This is a genomic window from Nocardia sp. NBC_01009 (assembly GCF_045208035.1).
GTDB lineage: Bacteria > Actinomycetota > Actinomycetes > Mycobacteriales > Mycobacteriaceae > Nocardia.
In genome coordinates this window covers 6,436,274-6,454,765 of the sequence record NZ_CP108695.1, presented here as the reverse complement: position 1 = coordinate 6,454,765, position 18,492 = coordinate 6,436,274, and the positions used below count along the sequence as shown (strand labels likewise).

General features: G+C 66.5%; 14 protein-coding genes. 8 read left to right on the top strand and 6 right to left on the bottom strand.

Annotation, left to right across the window (positions count from 1 at the left end):
• The first annotated feature begins 54 nt into the window (after window positions 1-54).
• A complete protein-coding gene (locus tag OHA42_RS28865) occupies window positions 55-585 on the top strand; it encodes a hypothetical protein (protein ID WP_406230939.1) in 531 nt (176 codons plus the stop codon).
• 36 nt (window positions 586-621) lie between these two features.
• On the opposite strand, the gene OHA42_RS28860 is transcribed toward OHA42_RS28865, so the two are convergent.
• From OHA42_RS28860 to OHA42_RS28845, 4 genes are all read right to left on the bottom strand, one after another.
• Window positions 622-1,371 (bottom strand): S1 family peptidase, encoded by a 750-nt coding sequence (locus OHA42_RS28860; protein WP_406230938.1) that lies wholly within the window; start codon window positions 1,369-1,371, stop codon window positions 622-624.
• Window positions 1,372-1,470: 99 nt separating this feature from the next.
• Entirely contained in the window at window positions 1,471-2,283 is an 813-nt protein-coding gene (locus OHA42_RS28855; RefSeq protein ID WP_406230937.1) for a hypothetical protein, read from the bottom strand.
• Window positions 2,284-2,399: 116 nt separating this feature from the next.
• Window positions 2,400-3,065 carry a class I SAM-dependent methyltransferase gene (locus tag OHA42_RS28850; RefSeq protein WP_406230936.1) on the bottom strand — a complete coding sequence of 222 codons (666 nt, stop codon included), beginning with the start codon at window positions 3,063-3,065 and terminating at the stop codon, window positions 2,400-2,402.
• A gap of 105 nt (window positions 3,066-3,170) precedes the next feature.
• Window positions 3,171-3,986, bottom strand: coding sequence for a DUF3097 domain-containing protein (locus OHA42_RS28845; RefSeq protein WP_406239663.1), 816 nt, complete (start codon window positions 3,984-3,986; stop codon window positions 3,171-3,173).
• A 112-nt stretch (window positions 3,987-4,098) separates the two neighbouring features.
• On the opposite strand from OHA42_RS28845, the gene OHA42_RS28840 reads away from it, so the two are divergent.
• A complete protein-coding gene (locus OHA42_RS28840; protein ID WP_406230935.1) occupies window positions 4,099-4,530 on the top strand; it encodes an NfeD family protein in 432 nt (143 codons plus the stop codon).
• On the top strand, window positions 4,530-5,798 hold the full coding sequence (locus OHA42_RS28835; RefSeq protein WP_406230934.1) for an SPFH domain-containing protein: 1,269 nt from the start codon (window positions 4,530-4,532) through the stop codon (window positions 5,796-5,798). The genes OHA42_RS28840 and OHA42_RS28835 overlap by 1 nt, the downstream gene beginning before the upstream one ends.
• Window positions 5,799-5,866: 68 nt before the next feature.
• Here the strand turns inward: OHA42_RS28835 and OHA42_RS28830 are convergent, their stop codons facing one another.
• On the bottom strand, window positions 5,867-6,433 hold the full coding sequence (locus OHA42_RS28830) for a TetR/AcrR family transcriptional regulator (protein ID WP_406230933.1): 567 nt from the start codon (window positions 6,431-6,433) through the stop codon (window positions 5,867-5,869).
• 77 nt (window positions 6,434-6,510) lie between these two features.
• On the opposite strand from OHA42_RS28830, the gene OHA42_RS28825 reads away from it, so the two are divergent.
• A complete protein-coding gene (locus OHA42_RS28825) occupies window positions 6,511-6,972 on the top strand; it encodes a cupin domain-containing protein (RefSeq protein ID WP_406230932.1) in 462 nt (153 codons plus the stop codon).
• Window positions 6,973-7,004: 32 nt separating this feature from the next.
• Here the strand turns inward: OHA42_RS28825 and OHA42_RS28820 are convergent, their stop codons facing one another.
• Window positions 7,005-7,562: a TetR/AcrR family transcriptional regulator gene (locus OHA42_RS28820; RefSeq protein WP_406230931.1), complete on the bottom strand. Its 558-nt coding sequence runs from the start codon at window positions 7,560-7,562 to the stop codon at window positions 7,005-7,007.
• A gap of 153 nt (window positions 7,563-7,715) precedes the next feature.
• On the opposite strand from OHA42_RS28820, the gene OHA42_RS28815 reads away from it, so the two are divergent.
• From OHA42_RS28815 to OHA42_RS28800, 4 genes are all read left to right on the top strand, one after another.
• Window positions 7,716-8,648 carry a ParB N-terminal domain-containing protein gene (locus tag OHA42_RS28815; RefSeq protein ID WP_406230930.1) on the top strand — a complete coding sequence of 311 codons (933 nt, stop codon included), beginning with the start codon at window positions 7,716-7,718 and terminating at the stop codon, window positions 8,646-8,648.
• 181 nt (window positions 8,649-8,829) lie between these two features.
• Complete coding sequence (locus OHA42_RS28810) at window positions 8,830-10,917, top strand: MMPL family transporter (RefSeq protein WP_406230929.1); 2,088 nt, start codon at window positions 8,830-8,832, stop codon at window positions 10,915-10,917.
• Between the two features lie 16 nt (window positions 10,918-10,933).
• Window positions 10,934-12,079, top strand: a complete 1,146-nt coding sequence (locus OHA42_RS28805) for an LLM class flavin-dependent oxidoreductase (protein WP_406230928.1) — start codon at window positions 10,934-10,936, stop codon at window positions 12,077-12,079.
• 125 nt (window positions 12,080-12,204) lie between these two features.
• Window positions 12,205-18,489 (top strand): SDR family NAD(P)-dependent oxidoreductase, encoded by a 6,285-nt coding sequence (locus OHA42_RS28800; protein WP_406230927.1) that lies wholly within the window; start codon window positions 12,205-12,207, stop codon window positions 18,487-18,489.
• The last annotated feature ends 3 nt before the right edge of the window (window positions 18,490-18,492 follow it).

Below are 18,492 nucleotides of genomic sequence, written 5' to 3'. Positions count from 1 at the left end.
TAGCATCCCTTTCGGCTTCGGTAGCGGACCGAAGCCGCTCGAAGGGGGAACCCGATGGTCTATGTCGACCTGCTGACCAGCGCAGGCCTGCTCGATACGCACGTGTGGTCCGATAGCGCCACGTGGACGTCGGCGTTGGACTCCTACGACGCTCGGCGTCGTGGTGGCAGCAGTAGCGGCGGCGGCGTGAGTGCTTCCGCCTACGTCGTCGGCATCATCTGCTTGATCATCATCGTGGTCGCGATCATCATTGTCGTCCGCTCGTCGTCGAACAGCAGGAACCAGAACCAGCTGCCGCAGAACCCGCCGCCGTACCCGCCGCAGCAATACCCGCAACAGCAGTACGCGCCGCAGCCCTACCCGCAGCAGGCCCCCGGCCAGCCCTATCCGCAGCAGCCGTACTCGCCACAGACGCCGGGCCAGCCGTATCCCCAACAGCAGGCGGGTCAGCCCTACTCGCCGCAGACGCCGGGGCAGCCGTACCCGCAGCAAGCGCCCGCACCGGGCTATCCGCAACCGTACGGGCAGCAGCCGTATCATCAACAGCCCCAGCAATACCCGCCGCAGCAGCCGCCCACCTACTGACCTCGGGGGTCAGGGGCGTATCGAGTTTGCCGACAATCACCAATCCAGGTGCGGGAGTGCATAGACACCCGGGAAGCCGGGACGTGCGCTGCCTTTGCCCCATGAGGTCAGCCCGGCAAGCCTGCCGTCGACGAGCAATGGTCCGCCACTATCGAGTAAGCCGGTGTCCGCTTCGGTAGAGCCTGCGCAGAGCATGTCGCGTGGATCGAAGGCCGAGCCGTATGCGGCGGCGCAGGCGCTGTCGGAGACCAGCGGGACGTCGGCGGCGCGCAGGATGGTGTTGGAGTAGTCGCCCTCGGCGGTTGCGCCCCACCCGAGGATCGTGCCGAAATCGGCTCGCTGGGTAGCGATTTCTACGAACGGTCCCGGTCGTGGCCGGTCCAGGGTGAGGATTGCGACGTTGTTGTGGTGGACGGTTTCGCCGTCGAAGTCGGTGTCGTGGAAGTCGGGGTGGATGCGAATATCTCTGACTCGCACGGTGTCTCCGTCACTCGAGCGCAGGTCGGTGCGGCCGAAGGTGACGGTGAGCGCCTGAGGGAGCAGCTGGGCCAGCTGAACGCAATGTGCCGCGGTGACCACCTGATCCGGTGCGACGAGCGCACCGGCGCAGAACTGTCCCGATGCGCGGGTGAGGAAGAGTGGGCTGCCGATCGCGGCGAGCCACGGGTACGCCGTTGCCGCTGCGGCGCTGCCACCCACGATTGCCGAGGCGGGGACCGCCGCAGGGAGACCGAGGCCGATCAGCGCGGCGGCCAGGACCGCGGAACTGCGCTGTGTAAGGAGCATTGCGCACCGCCCTGCGTCGGAGAGCCGGGTTGATCGGTCCCTATTCAACCAGAAGGGGCCACCACCTGGTGAGCGATCGGATCGACGGTTTCGCGCGACTCAGGACGTGCCACGTGCCGCTGCGTGCACGGCGACGAGGCGGGCGGCGCGGATGGCGTCCCAGAGTGGGCGTAGCAGGTCTTCTTGCGCGCCGATGGCCGTTGCCGACGTGGGGGAGGATGCCGGTTCCCGTTGTGCCACGGTGAGGATGGCGGCTACGTGGTCGGCGCTGTTCAGGATTCGCCTGGCACGCAATGGAATCGACTCGGGGTAGTCGTGTTTGGAGTAGTCGGCGAGCTCGGCCTCGATGAGTTCGCGTGGGTCGGATTCGGCGGCGTTGACGGAGGTGGTGTGCAGCTGCATCAGCGCGTCGGCGGCGTCGCGGACGGCTTCGCGCATCGCGTATTCGGCCTCGCCGAGTGACATGTCAGGGCCGGGTGCGGGCGGGATGGGGGTGCTGTAGACGGTCCACTGCAGGGTGTCGTCGGCCCACTGCGGGATCAGACCGGTGCCATCGGTTCCCGGGACGCCGATGAGCAAGCCCTCACCGGTGTCGACCGCGTCGGCGGCGAACACGGTGCCCGCGGGCAGGCCGCGCACGTCGCCCGGCACCGGAAGCACCAGCCGAAGCTGTGCGCCCGGCTGCGCCATGGTCTCGCGAATCACCTTGAGCAAGGCCATGACTCCGGTGCCGGGCAGGTTGCCCCGCGAGGACCACGGCAGGTCGTTGCGGCCGCCGGTCGCCGGGTCGCCTGCGGCAATGGTGTGCTGCGGCGCCCAGGCGTACAAGGCCTCCAGGATGTCGTCGGGCGCGCTGCATCCGGCCAGCCATGAGCCGGCCCACACCGTCAGCGTGGCACTAGGAGAGCACATAATCATCGAGCATAAAGGGTGATCGCTACCCGAGGGCATCCATCCCTGGTACCCCGGTGAGCTGCGTGCATCGATGGCCCGACTGATTCGAAATGCGCATGGTTAACTCATCGGTGTCAGGCCCTCCGGAACGCCGCGCGCCACCGGTACGCCTCGGGTCTGGTCGGCAGGGATACCTGCTCGACACGCATGGGTTCCAGGCCGCGGACCGCGAACGATTCGATTTCCGCGCGGGTCAGCGGCCATGGCGGACCATCCACATGCTCGCCCTCCACCCGGATGCCGGAGATCACCAGCAGTTCACCACCCGGCGCCACCATGTCCGCGACTCGGGCGATCGCCTCGGCCCGGACCGACAGTGGCATCGACTGCACGGTGATGGACTCCACCACGAGGTCGAACGCGCCGATCCACTCGGCGGGCGGATCGAGCAGATCGGCGACCACATAATCCACCGGTGAGTTCGGGAAGCGCTCGCGGGTCGTCCGAATCGCGGTTTCCGAAATATCGAACGCGGTGGTGCGGAAGCCCAGCCGCACAACATGTTCCGCATCCCTGCCCAGCCCGCTGCCGACCACCAGCGCCCGCCCGCCGACACCGGCGGGCTCGTGCCGCTCGGCCCAGTCGACCAGCAGTGGATTCGGTTCATCGGCATCCCACGGCACAATCGCCGACCCCACCTCCGCGGCGGCGTACAGTTGCTCGAACCATCCGGTCGGATCGCCTTGCGCGAGCGAGTCGGTAGCGAGCCGGGTTGCGTCCACATCACGATGGTCGGTCACCCGTCGAGTCTTGCAGAATGCGGCGGCGGGATTCGTTCGACGTCCCGGCCGTGTCGGCTGCCAGTACGAGAGGTTCGGCGAAACCGGATAATTCGGACGCGTAGGTTACTGCTCGGGCTCGGTGACAAAATCGATGAGCCGCTCCACCGCGCCGATGATCGGGGCTTCGAGGTCGCGGAAGGATTCGACGGCGTTATAGACGCGTCGCCAGCCCTCCTGCGGAGTGCCCCAGCCGAGGCGGCGGCAGATGCCGGTTTTCCAGTCTTCGCCGCGTGGCACCTCCGGCCACGCCTCGATTCCGACGGTGGCGGGGCGAACCGCCTGCCAGACATCGATGAAGGGATGGCCGGTGACGAGGACATGCGGGCCGAGGCCGGTGGTCAGTTGGGTTTCCTTCGAGCCGGTGACCAGGTGGTCGACCAGCACGCCAACTTTGCGGCCGGGGGCCGGGTCGAATTCGACCAGCCGCTCGGCCAGGTTGTCCAGGCCCTCCAGATGTTCCACGACCACGCCCTCGACGCGCAGGTCGTGGCCCCAGACTCGTTCGACGAGGGCCGCGTCGTGCACGCCCTCCACCCAGATCCGGCTGGTCCGGGCGACTCGGGCGCGCAATCCTTCGACCCGCGTGGAGCCGGATGCCGAGCGGGTGTCCTTTTTCGCAGCGGCAGCGGCCGGCCGGACCAGCGTGACCGGTTGGCCGTCGATGAGGAACGCCGCCTCGCGCAGTGCGAACAGTCGCACCGCTCCGCGCCCGTCTTCCAGCTTCACGAATTCACCGTCGTAGCTGCGATCGAATCCGACCACGGCGCCGCAGAACCCGGTGGCCGCGTCTTCGACGACGAGGTCTCGCTGCGCCGTCACCTGCGGCACTGCCCGCTTCTGCTTGCGCGAGTGCCCGTCGAAGATGTCGTTGCCATACATGTCACGCGAACTCACCCGCCCGAAGCTACCGTGCCCGGCCCGCCCGGTGGCGGAGGGCTGATCTTGTGTATGTCGCGCCCCCAGATGAGGTCCGGACCACTACAGTGGTTTTGTGGCCGCAATTGTTTGGCTGGTCGCGGGGATTCTGCTCGCGGCGGCGGAGATGCTCACCGGAGACCTCACTCTGCTGATGTTGGGTAGCGGCGCGCTCCTTACCGCCGGAATCAGCTTTGCCGCAGACACATCGGTGCTCGTGGACGCGATCGTCTTCGCGGTGGTTTCGATCGTCCTGATGCTGGGGGTGCGGCCGGTTCTGTTGCGGCACTACGGAAAGCCGCCGCTGACGCCGACCAATGTGGACGCGCTGCCCGGCAAGTCGGCACTGGTGCTCGACGCGGTGACCGAGCACAGCGGGCAGGTGAAACTGGGTGGTGAGGTGTGGACCGCCCGGTCGTTCGATCCAACCGAAGAATATCCGGAGGGGACCAAGGTGTTCGTCATGAGGATCGACGGCGCGACCGCCGTCGTCTGGAAGGGGCCGTAATGGCTGTACTGATCGTTGCCGCCGTTCTTGTACTGCTGGTCGTGGTGGTGGTCTTCAAGTCGATCGCGCTGGTGCCGCAGGCCGAGGCGGCCGTCATCGAGCGGCTCGGACGGTACTCGCGGACCGTGTCCGGCCAGCTGACGTTCCTGGTGCCTTTCGCCGATCGGATCAGGGCGAAGGTGGACCTGCGCGAGCGGGTCGTGTCGTTCCCGCCGCAGCCGGTGATCACCGAAGACAACCTGACATTGCATATCGACACCGTCGTGTACTTCCAGGTGACCAGCCCGCAGGCGGCGGTGTACGAGATCAGCAACTACATCGCGGCGGTCGAGCAGCTGACCGTGACGACGCTGCGCAATGTGGTCGGTGGCATGACGCTGGAACAGACGTTGACCTCGCGTGACCAGATCAATGGGCAGTTGCGCGGCGTGCTGGACGAGGCGACCGGGCGCTGGGGTCTGCGGGTCGCGCGGGTGGAGCTCAAGAGCATCGATCCGCCGCCATCGATCCAAGAGTCGATGGAAAAGCAGATGAAGGCCGACCGGGAGAAGCGCGCGATGATCCTCACCGCAGAGGGCACGCGGGAGTCGCAGATCAAGACGGCCGAGGGCACCAAGCAGGCCGCGATTCTCTCCGCCGAGGGCGCCAAGCAGTCGGCGATCCTCGCGGCGGAGGGCGAGCGGCAGAGCCGTATTCTGCGTGCCCAGGGTGAACGCGCGGCCTCCTACCTGCAGGCGCAAGGTCAGGCGAAGGCCATCGAAAAGGTCTTCGCCGCTATCAAATCCGGTAAGCCGACACCGGAACTGCTTGCCTACCAATACATGCAGACGCTGCCGCTGGTCGCGCGCGGCGATGCGAACAAGGTGTGGCTGGTCCCGAGCGATTTCGGAAAGGCGCTCGAAGGATTCGCGCAGAACTTCGCCACGAAGGGCGAGGACGGCGTCTTCCGGTACGAGCCCGCGCCTGCCGATGACGTGGCGAGCAAGCCGGAGGACGATTCCGATGTCGCGGGGTGGTTCGACACGGCCCGCGATCCGGCCATCGAACGCGCGGTCCGCGCTGCGGAGGCCGATGCCCGCACGCCGGTCGAAGGCGCTGTGCCCGCACCGAGGCGCTCCTACGAACCTTCTCCGCATCAACCGGTGATTCCCGTGCACGAAGCGTTCCCGCCGGATCAGCCGCAGCCACCGCAACCCTCGCAGCAATACCGGCCCGACGATCCCCATGGTCGTCCGTGGCAGCAGCCGGGTAACAACCCGCAGCAGTAGCTCCGCCTGCCGACCGCCCTGGCGTCCGTCCGGACTCCGGGGCGGTTTTTGTTGTCACGGTGGATGATTCACGACGCACGCAAGCCGTTCATGGCGAGCTCGATGAATCGGGGCCAATCGCCACTGCCGGTGCGGATGGTCGCGGACAACGCGCCGACGAGCATGTAGACATCGGCGACCGTGGCGTCGGCGCGCAGCGTCCCCGCGGCCCGGCCGTCGGCGATCAATACCTGTATGGCCGCCTCGAGTTCGGTCAGGGCGGTACCGCGCGGTTCGGTCCCCGATGTCCCACGGGCGGCTTCGATGGCGGCCGAGAGTCCGCGGTCGCCTGCCAGCACCTCCCCGACCCTGGTCAGATACAGCTCGAGCCCGCGGCCGAGCTCGGGCTGCCCGCGGCATTCGGTGCGCGCATATGTGGCCAGCTCGCCGAACCGGTGCTCGGCGGCGGCTTCGACCAGGGCCTGCCGAGTGGGGAAGTGTCGGTACACGGTGCCGACCCCGACCCCCGCTGCCCGCGCCAACTCCGGCATCTGCACGTCGTCGCCGCGCTCGGCGAACAACGCCCTGGCGGTCTCGAGTAGGCGTAACCGGTTGCGCTGTGCGTCTTTTCGGCCGGACGTCGATGGGGTTGACAATGTCTGCACTCCTCGGTGTTTAATTGAAACGGAATCGGATTCCGGTTCCAGTATCTCACAGTGGAGGACAGCTTTCCATGTCAGAAGACCGTTTCATCTTTCTCGAACCCACCCAGGTGCGACCGGGGCGCGTGCCGATGCCGCCGGCGTTCGCCGTGAAGGCGATGACCGCCGACACCGACGGACGTTTCTCCCTGCTCGAAGTGATTGTCGCCAGGGACATTCCGCGCCACATCCATCACGCGGCCGACGAGGGCATCTACGTCCTCGAAGGCGAACTCGGCATCGACTACGACGACCGCACCTACATCGCGGGCAAAGGCACCTTCACGCTGTTGCCGCGCGGCATTCCGCATGCACTGCGCTGCGTCTCCACGCCGCCGCCGCGCGTTCTGCAGATCTCCTCGCCGGGCGGCTGGGAGCACTACCTCGAGGACCTTTTCGAGGCCGGGCCCGCGGTGCTGACCGATGGCGAACTCGACCCGGCGAAGATCAATCCGATTGCCGCCGCCTACGACATTCGGTACGAAGAACGCTGAGCGCATTCCCCCGCCGCGCCTGCGGGACAGAACTATCCGACGGACTGCATGTTCGCGGTGAGCATCTGGACCGCGGCGCGGCGCAGGTCCCGGCGGGGACGGCGGACATCGAGTTCGGCGATGCAGATCTCCGCGACCATGGCCACTTTGAGCTGAGACGCGGCGTTCGGGTCCGGCCAGCCCACCGCGACCATATCCGGTTGCCCCACCGCGACGAAGATTTCGTGGCGTCGGCGGATCTCCTCGCGCAGATCCGGATCGGTGCGCGCCTGCACCATGAACGCCTCGGTGCCACGCGCATCGAGGCAGGCATCGAGAAAGGCGTCGAGGCTCAGGCCGACCCGCTCCAGCCCCGGCGGGATGCCGATCAGGGCGGCCACCACCTTCTGCGAGAGGGAGTCGAAGAATCGGCGGTGTAGTGCGATGACATAACTGCGGCGATTGACGAAGTGGCGGTAGAAAGTGCCTTTCGCCATCCCGGCCTCCGCGACCACCGCATTGATCGAAAGGCGTTGTAGCCCCTCGCGTTCCGCCACCACAGTGCCCGCGATCAGCAGTGCCGTACGACCGGGGTCGGCAATGACTGTCATAGTTTCGCACTCTCCCCACTCTTCTTGGAAAGCCTAGTATCGAACACCCCGCGCACATACGCTGTGACCGATCGGTCGGAGCCTAGACGGTTTCGAGACCGTCTGGTCATCGATGACCGTGCCGTTTCTGGGTGACACCCCTGGGGGTTTCGAATGTCCGCTGAGCGAAGTTTTACCGCCGGTGATGTAGTTCCAATCTCGACCAGCGCGCGCTACCTGGTTTCGATCGATCAGTTGTTGCCCGCGGACTCGCCCCGTTCCAATGGCGAGGACCGCAAGCATATCGCCAGGCTCGCTGAGAGCGAGTCCGAAATGCCGCCAATTCTGGTGCACCGCAACACAATGCGTGTCATAGACGGGATGCACCGGCTGCGGGCTGCGCGATTGCGCCAGCAGGACAGGATCGAGGTCGAATTCTTCGACGGCAGTCAGGCCGAGGCCTTTCTTCGCGGCGTCGAGCTGAACACGACGCACGGGCTGCCGCTGACGCTCTCGGATCGAAAGGCGGCGGCCGAGCGCATCATTGATTCGATGCCGGAGCTGTCGGACCGGGCGATCGCGGCCAGCACCGGTCTGTCGGGGAAGACGGTCGCCGCCATTCGAAAGCGTTCGAGTGCGGAAATTCCGCAGTCGAACGTTCGTGTCGGCGCAGACGGACGCCGTAGGCCACTGGATCGGACGCAACGCAGGCGGCGGGTGGCCGAGTTGCTCGCCGGCTCGCCCGATATGCCGTTGCGCGCCTTGGCCGCGGCCGCGGAGGTGTCGATCAGCACCGCCCACGCCATCCGAAAGCGATTGCGTGAGATGGACTGTCCGGTCGGCGTCGGCAGTTCCGAACAACCTGATGACGCCTCGCTGCTGCTGCAACAGCTCACCCGCGATCCCGCCATGCGGCTGAACCAACAGGGCCGGGATCTGCTGCGCTGGCTGCACACCCACTCGATCCAGCGCGACGTCTGGACCACCCTGATCGCCGCCGTGCCACCGCACACCGTGCCGGTCATCACCGAACTCGCCAGCAAGAACGCCAAAGAATGGCGTGCACTGGCCAGCTACATCGATTCCGCATCCGCTGCCGCCGAATAATCACCCGAGCGCAATTCGCCGGAACGCCCCGAGATCTAACGAGGTAATCGTCATGCTTGTTGGTGTCGCACACTTTGCGTCACGTCGGCCGCGTTCAATTCTCTATGGGGCCTTGTTGATCGGAATTGTCTGCGTTGCACTCGGCTGGACTGCGCCTGCGCACTTGAAATCGGGTGGCTTCGTGCCGCCGAACACCGAGTCGACGCAAGTCGCAGCACTGCTGAATCGCAGTTTTCCGGGCGCAGCGCCGAATATCGTGCTCTTGGTCAGCGCACTGGAGGGCATCGATAGCCCCGCGGCACGGTCGGTCGGCGAACGACTGTCGAAGGACCTGCGCGGGCGCGGCGACATCGACGCCGTGCAGTCGTACTGGGAACTACCCGTCGACCTGAGGCAGGCGTTGCGCAGCACCGATGACCGCAGCGGCCTGATACTTGCCCACGTCAACGGCGACGACACCGACGCGCCGAAGCGGGCGGGCAGGATCGCCGAACAGCTCGCCGGCGAAACCGACGGCGTCACGGTCCGAGCAGGCGGCCAGGCGGTCGCACTCGACCAGATGAGCCACCAGATCATCAAGGATCTGCTGGTCACCGAGGCGATTGCCGTGCCGCTGACCGGATTGGCGCTGATGCTGGTGTTCGGCAGCGTGATCGCGTCGATGATTCCGCTCGCCGTCGGTGTCTTCAACATCTTCGCGGCGCTGCCGATTCTGCGGCTGCTCTCCGAGATCGGTGATGTGTCGATCTTCGCGCTGAACATGATGAGCGCACTGGGTTTCGCGGTCGCGATCGATTCGAGCCTGTTCATGGTCAGCAGATTCCGTGAGGAACTCGCCGGTGGCCGCGACACCACGGCGGCCGTGCTGCGTACCGCACAGACGGCGGGCCGCACCGTGTTGTTCTCCGGCCTCGTCGTGGCGCTGTCGCTGTCCACGTTGCTGGTGTTCCCGCTGTATTTCCTGCGTTCGCTGGCCTACGCAGGGTTGGCCGTGCTCGCGGCGGCCGTGTTCACGACGTTGTTGCTCGTGCCCGCTGCGCTGGCGGTACTCGGACCACGGGTGAACCTGTTCGATCTGCGAATCCCGTTGCGTCGCCTGTTGCGTCGCCCGCCGCCGGTCGCCGTCGATCTGGCCGCGAGTCGTTGGTATCACGCGGTGACTGTGGTGATGCGTCATCCCGTGGTTGCCGCAGCGGCCGTGATCGCCGTGCTGCTGGTGCTCGGCGCGCCGTTCCTGTCGATACGATTCGGATCTGCCGACGACCGGGTGATCGCCGGGGCATCCAGCCACGAGGTCGGCGATGCGCTACGCACCGAATTCCGCGACAATGCCATGGCAGGCGTGCTCGTTGCGCTGCCCGACTACCACGGGCCCACCGAATCGATCGGTGCCTACGCCGCGCAGCTATCGCGTGTCGACGGTGTCACCTCGGTGGTCTCGGCCGCCGGTACCTACATCGGCGGCACGCGCCTGGCCTCCGCGTTGCCCGATATGGCCAATGACGCGGGCGCCTATCTCCGGATCGGCACTCGGCTCGATCCTTATTCACCTGCGGGCATCGACCAGTTGGACCGGATTCGAGTGGTGGCCGCCCCCGGTCCGGCCCGCTTCGGCGGCGCCGCGGCGGAGAACGTGGATGCCCTGCATGCCCTCGGAGCGAAGGTTCCGCTGGCGATTGCGCTGATCGCGCTGTCCACGTTCGTGGTGCTGTTTCTCTTCACCGGCAGCGTCGTGCTGCCGGTCAAAGCGCTGGTGCTCAACACACTGTCGTTGTCGGCGACCTTCGGCGCGATGGTATGGATCTTCCAGGAAGGGCATCTGACCGGACTCTTCGGTTTCGCTCCGACCGGCTATCTGGTGCCGACCATGCCGATTCTGATGTTCTGCATCGCTTTCGGCGTGTCGATGGACTACGAGGTGTTCCTGCTCTCGCGCATCCGTGAGGACTGGCTGTCGTTCGGCGACAACACACATGCCGTGGCCATGGGCGTGGCGCGGACCGCGCGCGTCTTCACCGCCGCCGCCTGCCTGATGGCCATCGCCTTCGCCGGGATGGTGACCTCGCACGTGTCGTTCATCCAATTGTTCGGCCTCGGACTAACGCTGGCGGTGCTGTCGGACGCCACCCTGATCCGCGGCGTGCTCGCGCCCGCGCTGATGCGGCTGATGGGCGCCGCCAACTGGTGGGCGCCGCGACACCTCGCGACTCTGCACGAACGCATCGAAATCTCCGAGACCAGCGTCGATCTCGAGCCAGTAGCCAAATGATCGAACAGGACACGACATGGCGAAATTTCGCACCGGCGTCATGGATTCGGGTGTCTACACCCGGTTTTCGCCCGACCTGCAGTTCCGCGGCAGCCGCTCCTTGGCGATGGCAGGCGGAGCGGACTCGCTGTGGGTGACCGACCATCTGCCCTCTATCCTGCCCGCATCGATCTGGAACCCGAGGTACGTCGGCATCACCAGGCTTGCACCGCACGCCGACGGGATCTATGAACCATGGACCGCGCTCGGCTATCTCGCCGCGCAGAACCGGCTGGCGCGGATGCGGCTCGGGGTCGGTGTCACCGATGCGGGCAGACGCAATCCGGCGGTGACCGCACAAGCCGCGGCGACGCTGCACCAATTGAGCAGGGGCCGGGCAATTCTCGGCATCGGCACCGGCATCCGCGACAACAACGAGCCCTACGGTGTGGACTGGAAAGCGCCGGTGGCGCGCTTCGAGGAAGCGCTGGCGACCATCCGGGCGCTGTGGGATTCGCGCGGCAGCTTGGTCACTCGGGAGTCGGCGCACTTTCCGTTGCAGGACGCCGTCTTCGACATTCCGCCGTATCGCGGCACCCGGCCCGAGATCTGGGTCGCCGCGGGCGGCCCCCGAATGTTGCGCGCCGCAGGACGATACGCCGACGTGTGGTTCCCTGGCTTCGCGCAACAGCCGCAGGATTACCGGCATCGGCTCGAACAGGTTCGCAGCGCGGCATCCGACGCAGGCCGCGATCCGATGGCAGTCGACGCCGCCGCGGTGTTCAGCGTGCTCACCGGTGCGCGACAGTCCGATGTCGACGAGTTGACCGACAGTGCCGGGGCGCGGGCGCTCACACTGTGTGCCCCTGGCGAGATGTGGACAAGGCACGGCGACACCCATCCGATGGGCGCGGATTTCGCCGGGCTGCAGGACCTCATTCCGCAGACCTTGGACGAACCGGCCGTGCTCGAATACATCGAAAAAGTCCCGCGGTCGCTGGTGCGTGAATTCTGCCTGACCGGGACACCGGACGAAGTGATCGATCAGCTTGCCGAATGGCGCGACAACGGTCTGCGTTATGCCGTGTTCATGAACCTGAGTGCAATTCATCCGAAAATGCGGAGCGGGATGTTGTCTAATGTGTCGCTCGTATCGATCTTGCGCAGGCTGAAACGCTTCTAATGCAACAAGATTGACGGCTGATCCACCCCGTGAATATTATGGGTATCGCGAGCGAAGAGGCTCGATCGATATTTATGCTGTGGGTGGGGTTCGGCATATCTAATTTCCGTAGACCAGGAGTGATAATGGTCGACATTGCAATTGTGGGTATCGGCTGCCGATTTCCCGGCGGCGTATTCGACCCGGAGAGCTACTGGAATTTTCTCCTCGCAAAGGGTGACGGCATCGTCGATATTCCGGAGGATCGCTGGAGTATCGAGAAGTACTATGACCCGGACCCGGACGCGCCAGGCCGAATGTATACCAGGCGCGGCGGCTTCCTCACCCAACCGCTATGGGATTTCGATGCCGATTTCTTCGGCATCGCCCATCGGGAGGCCGCCATCCTGGACCCGCAGCAGCGGCTGCTGCTGGAGGTGACCTGGGAGGCGCTCGACGACGCGGGGATGGCCGGGCGGGTGTCCGGCCATTCCGTCGGCGTCTACATCGGCGGATTCATTCTCGACAACGTGCTCGGCCGCAGTGGTCCGCTGGTGCGAGAAGCCATCACGAATCACACCGCGATGAGCGCCTCGCACACCCTGCTGTCGAACCGCATCTCATATCTGCTCGACCTGCACGGACCCAGCCTGACGGTAGACACGGCGTGCTCGTCGTCACTGGTCGCCACACACTTGGCGGTCCAGGCGATCACGAACGGTGAATGCGAGATGGCACTGGCCGGCGGCGCCAACACCATGCTGCAACCGGAGACGTTCATCTCCATGTGCAAGGGCCGCTTCCTCGCCGTCGACGGCCGCTGCAAGACCTTCGACGCGGCCGCCGACGGGTACGGCCGTGCGGAGGGCGCGGGCGCGGTGCTGCTGAAGTCGCTGGATGCGGCTCAACGCGACAACGACCGCATCTACGCGGTCATCCGCGCGACGGGGGTCAACCAGGACGGTCGCACCATCGCCATCCCGGTGCCGAATCCCATTGCCCAGGAACAACTTGCGCGGCAGGTCCGCGAGGATGCCGGCATCGCGGGGCACGAGGTGAGCTATCTGGAAGCGCACGGCACCGGCACCGCAGTGGGCGACCCGATCGAGTTGACGGCGCTGGGGGCGGTATACGGCGCGGTGGACGGCCGCAGTGAACCGGTGCCGGTCGGCTCGGTGAAGAACAATTTCGGGCACACCGAGGCGGCAGCCGGCGTTGCGAGCCTCATCAAGGCGGCGCTGACGCTGTACCACCGCACCGTGGCGCCGCAATGCTCGCTCGATACGCCGAACCCGAATATCGCCTTCGGCGAGCTACAGCTGCGCGTGCCGCTGGCTGCCGAGCCGTTGCCCGCGGCACCCGGGAAGGGCATCGTCGCAGTCAACGGATTCGGGTATGGCGGCACCAATGCACACGTCGTGCTCGGTGAAGCGCCGCAGCCGGTAGCCGCACCCGAGGACGAGCGTCCGGTACTGCGCGTGCTGCCGGTCTCCGGACGTGGCGAGGCCGCCGTGCGGACGCTCGCGGGCGAGGTGGCGTCGGCGCTGGCCGAGCAGCCCATCGAGACGGTGACGGCGGCGGCATGGACCCGCCGCGCCCATCACCCACTGCGCGTCGGGTTCGCCTACGAGAACGCCGAGGATCTGCGCGCCCAGCTGACCGCTTTTGCCGCCGGCGAGGGTCGCGCACCGAGCCGGATCATCGGCGACGGGGAGGTCGAGCCGGTCTTCGTATTCAGCGGCATGGGTCCGCAGTGGTGGGGGATGGGCCGTGAATTGCTCACCACCGAATGCACTTTCGCGAGGGTGGCGCGCGAGATCGACCGTGAGTTCGTCGCGGTGGCGGGCTGGTCGATCCTCGACGAGATGCTCGCCGACGAGGCCGATTCACGCATTATGCAGACCGCGTACGCCCAGCCCGCCAACTTTCTGTTGCAGGCGGCGCTGGCCGCCGAACTCGCCGACTACGGCATCTATCCGTCGGTGGTAGTCGGTCACAGCGTCGGTGAAGTCGCCGCCGCATACATCTCCGGTGCACTGTCGCTACGCGACGCGGTGACCGTCAGCTATCACCGATCCCGTTTGCAGGCCGCGACGGCGGGCACCGGCGGCATGCTCGCCGTCGGCATGTCCGAGGCCGACGCGCGCGAGCTGCTCGCGCGCACCGAGGGCATCTCGATAGCCGCGGTCAACAGTCCCGGCTCGATCACCCTCGCAGGCGACAGCCAGGACCTGGAGATGCTGCGCGACATGCTGGCCTCCACCGGCGTCTTCGCGCGCACCCTGCGGGTCGAGGTGCCCTACCACAGCCACCTCATGGACCCGATCCTCGACGAGCTGCGTGCCGAATTGGCCTCGCTCGCACCGCGGGATGCGAAGGTCACCACCTATTCCACCGTGACGGCGGACGAGATCACGGGCGACACCTGGACAGGCGATTATTGGTGCCGCAATGTCCGTGAGCCCGTTCGGTTCGCCGACGCCATCGGTGCGTTGGTCGACGCTGGGCATCGGGTGTTTCTCGAGGTCGGGCCGCACCCGGTGCTCAGCGGCAACATCCGGGAGATGCTGATCCAGCGCGGCGTGGTCGGCGCCTCGGTGACCACGCTGGCGCGTGACCGGCGCGACCGCCAGCATGTGCTGCGCGCGGTGGCCGATCTGTATGTCGCGGGCTCGCTGGACGGTTCGTCGATCCCGGGCCGGCCCGCCTCGGTGGTCGGGCACGTCGATCTGCCCGCCTATCCGTGGCAGCGCAAGCGCATCTGGCACGACGAGCCGGTCACGTTGCTCGATCGGCTCGGCACACCGGACAGTCGCGCGCTGCTCGGTGACCCAACCTCGGCGGTGTCCTCGGAATGGGAAGTGCAGCTTTCGGTTTCGCGTCTGCCCTGGCTGGCCGACCATGTCGTGGATGGTTACGTCGTGTTGCCGGGCGCCGCCTATCTGGATGCCGCGCTCAGCGCCGCGATCGAGCGCACCGGCCGCACGAGTGCAGGACTGGAGTCGGTGGAATTCGTCGCGCCGCTGGTGATCGACGAGCACGATGTGCCGGTGCTGCGGGTGACCGTCGAGGAATCGACGCGCCGCTTCATGATCCGCTCGCGTTCGGCCGATGCCGCGAACTGGACATTGAACGCCCACGGCCGACTGATCGAGGCCGATTTCGAGCCGGCGCTCGAGAACATCGGCGCACCGGCGGACGCCACGGTCATCGCGGGTCCGGATCTCTACCGCGCTCTGGCTTCTCGCGGGCTCGACTACGGGCCCGCCTTCCAGCGCATCGTGTCGGCCGTCGTCGGTAGAGACGCTGTCGTCGCGTCACTGGCGCCCATCGAGGTCGCCCACCGGCATCTTGCCCACCCGGCCATTGTCGATGCGGCATTGCAGTGCGTTGCCGCACTGGCTGCCGGTCCGGCGGCGGATTCCGATGTCGCCATCGTGCCTGCCTCGATCGCGGGCGTGCGGTGGCTCGGCGAGCTGCCCGAGCGCGCAAGGGTGGTGGTGACCAGGCAGGGCAGCGATCCGCTGCGCGCCGATATCGTGATCGTCGGCGAGCACGGCGAGGTCGCGATGCGGATGACGGGAGTCGAGTTCCGTCCGGTCAGCGCGGCGGTCGATATTTCACATCAATTGGAACGGGTTTTCTACCAACCGATCTGGGAGACAATCGAGCCGCAGCTACCCGTCGAACAGCCCGAATCCGATGAGGTCGTCGTCACCGTCTGTGTCGGCCCCGACGCCGCCGATCGCGCGGTCGCGCTGCTGGGGGATCGGTCCGATCGGACCGTTGTGATCACCGACCCTGCCGGCGACGGCACCGACGAACGGCTGCGACTCGCGCTGCGCACCGACGGGGCAATCGCCGGACCACGGATCCGGGTGGTCGTTGTCTTCGACACCGAATTCGCTGCCGCTCAGAACGTTTACTGGCTGGCCCGAATCGCGAACGCCGTCGAGGATCTGCGCATCGACGACGAGGCGGTACAGATTCGCGGAGTTCTGGTCACCGAACAGGCACTGTGCACGCCCGCAGACTCCTCGGCCCGAATCCGCCACGGCGCGTTGATCGGCGCGCGCCGGGCACTGCTCAACGAGCAGCCAGTGGCGCGGTGGCGACTGATCGATCTGGACGGAACCGCAGGGCAGCCTGCCGCGGATCTGATTCTGGCGGAGGACATCGTCGATGAGATCGCGGTGCGCGGTGACGCGCACTGGGCCGTGCGGCTCGAGCAGAACCTCGCGTCCTACCTCGAGCAGCGCGAGCAGACGGGACCGCTGTCGAAGCCCGAGCAATCCTTCGAGGTGGAGATCCCCAGGTCCCGGCTGATGTCGGATCTGGCGTTGCGCGAAACCGACCGGGTCGCGCCCGGACCCGGCGAGCTCGAGATCCGGATGGATGCCGTCGGACTGAACTACAAGGACGCCATGAAAATCATCGGCGTTCTCACCGAAAAGGAGCTCGGCGACACCTATTTCGGAATGACAGTGGGTATGGAGGGCTCCGGTCTGGTCGAACGGATCGGGCCGGACGTCACCGATATCGCCGTCGGCGACCGGATGATGGTGTGCGCGGGCGACATCCTGCGCAAGTACGTCACGATGCCCGCCGACGCGGGCGCGACGCTGCCGCATCCGCTCGCGCCAGGCGAATACTACAACCCGTTGACCTGCGGTTCTGGATTACCTTTCCTGACAGCCGAATTCGGTCTGCGCACGCTGGCCAAGCTGCAACCGGGTGAGACCGTGCTGATCCATGGCGCTGCGGGCGGCATGGGCATGGCAGCGGTCCAGGTCGCGTTGAATATCGGCGCTCGGGTGATCGCGACGGCGGGCACGCCGGAACGACGCGAGCACGTGCGGTCGGTGGGTGCGCACGAGGTGCTGAACTCGCGGTCGGCCGATTTCGTCGACGACATCGCGCAACTGACCGGCGGGCGTGGCGTGGACGTGGTCTACAGTTCGGCGCCGGGGGAGATCCTGCAGCAGAACTTCCGTGTCGCAGCGGAATTCGGCCGGATCATCGACATCGGCAAAGCCGATATCTACACCGGCGGCGTCATCGATCTCGGGCCGTTCGACCGCAACCTCACCTTCATCGCTGTCGACATGGATCGGGCGCTCGCGCACGATCCGGAGATTCTGCGCAGGCCGATGCGGATCACCCAGCAGGCCCTGCGCGACGGCACCTACCAATACCTGCCCTATACCGCCTATCCGCTGGCCGAACTCGTCGCGGCGTTCGAGTCGGTAGCGAGGGCCGATCAGGTCGGCAGGGTGGTCGTGGACTTCCGCGAGGATCAACCGCTGGTGCGGCCGAAGCTGGAATATCCGCGGATCGACGCTGCCGCAAGCTATCTCGTAACGGGAGGATTCGGCGGCTTCGGTCTCGCCACGGCCCGCTGGCTGGTTCGGGAGGGGGCACGCAGGCTGGTGCTCGCAGGGCGCAGCGGTGCAGCCAGCCCGCAGGCCCGCGCCCAGATCGCCGAATTCACCGAAGCAGGGGTCGAAGTGATCGAGGAGCGCCTCGACATTTCCGACTATGACGCCACAGTCGGTCTCATTGCCAGGATCGACGGCGCGGCCGGGCCGTTGCGCGGCATCTTCCACGCCGCCGGGGTGGTCAACAATCTGCCCATTCCGCAGATCACGCGCGAGTCCGTCGACGACCTGTTCGCCAAGGTGCGCGGTGCCGAGAATCTCGACCTGGCCACCGATGCGGTCGGTGTCGAGCTCGACATGTTCGTGCTGTACTCCTCGATCAGCGCACTCGGCTGCATCACTCCGCAGATCGGTTACGCCGCAGCCAATGCCGCGCTCGACGCGCTTGCGGCCAACCGGCGCGGCCGAGGCGCGGCCGCGCTGTCGGTGAACTGGGGCTTCATGAGTGGCGGCGGTATGGCCGACACCACCGAGGCCTTGGTCGAGTACGTCAAGATGCTCGGCTTCCTCCCCATCGACATGGACAGGGCGACCACGTTGCTGCGTGAATGTCTGTCACTCGACACCGCGCAGGCCGCGGTGGCCGATATCGATTGGGAGGTGTGGTCACGCGGCGCCCGGCCTTCCACCGACACCCACCGGTTCCGCCAACTGCTCGCCGAGATCGGCGTCGGCGGCGCATCGGGCGGCACGCTGCGTGCCGAGATCCTCACCTTGCCGACCGAGCAGCGGGTCGATTTCATCGCGCAGCGGCTCGCCGACCAACTCGCGGTGGTGCTCGGCGTGGAGACCGACACCATCAATATCGACGAGCCGGTCACCGACCTCGGTATGGACTCGTTGATGGCGATGGAATTCGGCGCCCGCACCGAAAAGGCGCTCGACCTCAAGATTTCCGCGCTCGAGATCAGCAGGGGCCTGTCGCTGCGCGGTCTCGGGACCAAAATTGTCAGCCAATTCGAGACGCCCGGCGACGAGCCGGTCGCGGCCTGAAAG

Excerpts from the sequence above, each read along its gene's own strand:
- OHA42_RS28865 (WP_406230939.1), top strand. The coding sequence starts at position 55 with ATGGTCTATGTCGACCTGCTGACCAGCGCAGGCCTGCTCGATACGCAC.
- OHA42_RS28860 (WP_406230938.1), bottom strand. The coding sequence starts at position 1,371 with ATGCTCCTTACACAGCGCAGTTCCGCGGTCCTGGCCGCCGCGCTGATC.
- OHA42_RS28855 (WP_406230937.1), bottom strand. The coding sequence starts at position 2,283 with ATGTGCTCTCCTAGTGCCACGCTGACGGTGTGGGCCGGCTCATGGCTG.
- OHA42_RS28845 (WP_406239663.1), bottom strand. The coding sequence starts at position 3,986 with ATGTATGGCAACGACATCTTCGACGGGCACTCGCGCAAGCAGAAGCGG.
- OHA42_RS28835 (WP_406230934.1), top strand. The coding sequence starts at position 4,530 with ATGGCTGTACTGATCGTTGCCGCCGTTCTTGTACTGCTGGTCGTGGTG.
- OHA42_RS28825 (WP_406230932.1), top strand. The coding sequence starts at position 6,511 with ATGTCAGAAGACCGTTTCATCTTTCTCGAACCCACCCAGGTGCGACCG.
- OHA42_RS28820 (WP_406230931.1), bottom strand. The coding sequence starts at position 7,562 with ATGACAGTCATTGCCGACCCCGGTCGTACGGCACTGCTGATCGCGGGC.
- OHA42_RS28815 (WP_406230930.1), top strand. The coding sequence starts at position 7,716 with ATGTCCGCTGAGCGAAGTTTTACCGCCGGTGATGTAGTTCCAATCTCG.
- OHA42_RS28805 (WP_406230928.1), top strand. The coding sequence starts at position 10,934 with ATGGCGAAATTTCGCACCGGCGTCATGGATTCGGGTGTCTACACCCGG.
- OHA42_RS28800 (WP_406230927.1), top strand. The coding sequence starts at position 12,205 with ATGGTCGACATTGCAATTGTGGGTATCGGCTGCCGATTTCCCGGCGGC.